The organism is Actinomadura logoneensis, assembly GCF_003428695.1.
GTDB lineage: Bacteria > Actinomycetota > Actinomycetes > Streptosporangiales > Streptosporangiaceae > Spirillospora > Spirillospora logoneensis.
The window spans coordinates 1-1,633 of the sequence record NZ_QURH01000553.1 but is presented as its reverse complement, the minus strand read 5'-3'; the positions used below and the strand labels follow the sequence as shown (position 1 = coordinate 1,633).

2 protein-coding genes are annotated in these 1,633 nt (G+C 74.6%); both read left to right on the top strand.

Going from position 1 to position 1,633, the window contains the following annotated elements:
* Positions 1–87 precede the first annotated feature (87 nt).
* The gene (aroB, locus tag DZF91_RS24070; RefSeq protein WP_117359575.1) at positions 88–1,137 is read left to right on the top strand and encodes a 3-dehydroquinate synthase; all 1,050 of its coding nucleotides are present in this window, start codon (positions 88–90) and stop codon (positions 1,135–1,137) included.
* Positions 1,134–1,586: a type II 3-dehydroquinate dehydratase gene (aroQ, locus tag DZF91_RS24065; protein ID WP_117359574.1), complete on the top strand. Its 453-nt coding sequence runs from the start codon at positions 1,134–1,136 to the stop codon at positions 1,584–1,586. Before aroB ends, aroQ begins: the two co-directional genes overlap by 4 nt.
* Positions 1,587–1,633: the final 47 nt, after the last annotated feature.

The window sequence follows — 1,633 nt, the reverse complement described above, 5'->3', positions numbered from 1 at the left end:
GGCGAGACCCCCGCGGCCCGGGACGGCGCGGCGGGGCCCGGCGGGACGCCCGCGACGCGGGACGGCGGCACGACCCGCCGCGTCCACGTGGGCGGTCCGGACCCCTACGACGTCGTCATCGGCACGGACGTCCACGGCGAACTGCCCGGTCTGCTGGGCGAGAAGGCGCGGATCGTCGCGGTCGTCCACGACGAGGCGCTGCCCGAGCTCGTCCGCCCGGTGACGGCCGCGCTCACCGCCGCCGGATACGACGTGCGCGAACTGCCGGTGCCGTCGGGGGAGGCGGCCAAGGAGACCGGCGTCCTCGCCGGGCTCTGGTCGGACTTCGCTCGGCTCGGCATGACCCGCTCGGACGCGGTCGTCGGCGTCGGCGGCGGCGCCACGACCGACCTCGCCGGGTTCGCCGCCGCGTCCTGGCTGCGCGGCGTGAGGGTCGTGCACGTCCCGACCACGCTGCTCGCCATGGTGGACGCGGCGGTCGGCGGCAAGACCGGCATCGACATCCCCGAGGGCAAGAACCTGGTGGGCGCGTTCCACCCGCCCGCCGGGGTGCTCTGCGAGGTGTCGGCGCTCGCGTCCATGCCCGAGCGCGACTACGTCAGCGGCCTCGCCGAGACGATCAAGGCGGGCTTCATCGCCGACCCGGTCATCCTCGACCTCATCGAGGGCGACCCGGTCGCCGCCCGCCACCCCGAGGGCCCGCACACCGTCGAGCTGATCGAACGCGCCGTCCGGGTGAAGGCCGACGTCGTCTCCGCCGACCTGAAGGAGAGCGGCCTGCGGGAGATCCTCAACTACGGGCACACGCTCGCGCACGCCATCGAGAAGGCCGAGGCGTACCGCTTCCCGCACGGCCACGCCGTCGCGGTCGGCATGGTCTACGCCGCCGAGCTGGCCCGCCTCGCCGGACGCTCCGACCTGGTGGACCGCACCGAGCACGTGCTGGCGTCGGTGCACCTGCCGACGACCTACGACGCGGACGCCTGGGACGAGCTGCGCGCCGCGATGACCATCGACAAGAAGTCCCGCGGCGGCACGCTCCGCTTCGTCGTCCTCGACGGCCTCGCCCGGCCGGGCCGGCTGGAGGGCCCGGACGAGGAGCTGCTCGCCGCCGCCTACCGGAGGGTCGCCGAGTGAACTCCGTCCTGGTCCTGAACGGCCCGAACCTGCGCCGCCTCGGCACCCGCGAGCCGGACGTCTACGGCGCGGCGTCCTTCGACGACCTGACCGCGCTCTGCCGCGAGACCGGCCGCCGCCTCGACCTGCACGTCGAGGTCCGGCAGACCGACGACGAGGCCGAGATGATCGCCTGGGTGCACGAGGCCGCCGACGAGCGCATCCCGATCGTGCTGAACCCGGCCGCGTTCACGCACTACTCCTACGCGCTGCGCGACGCCCTGGCGCAGCGCACCGCGCCGCTGGTCGAGGTGCACATCTCGAACCCGGCCGCCCGCGAGGAGTTCCGCCACACCTCGGTCGTCGCGGGCGTCGCGACCGGCACGGTCGCGGGTTTCGGCCTGATGTCCTACGTCCTGGCCCTCCAGGCGATCGCCGAACTCCTGGCCGAGCAGTCCCGCTCAGCCTGACCCCGCCCGCCCGCCTCATCCGGCAGCGGCCGTGACCACGTACGTGG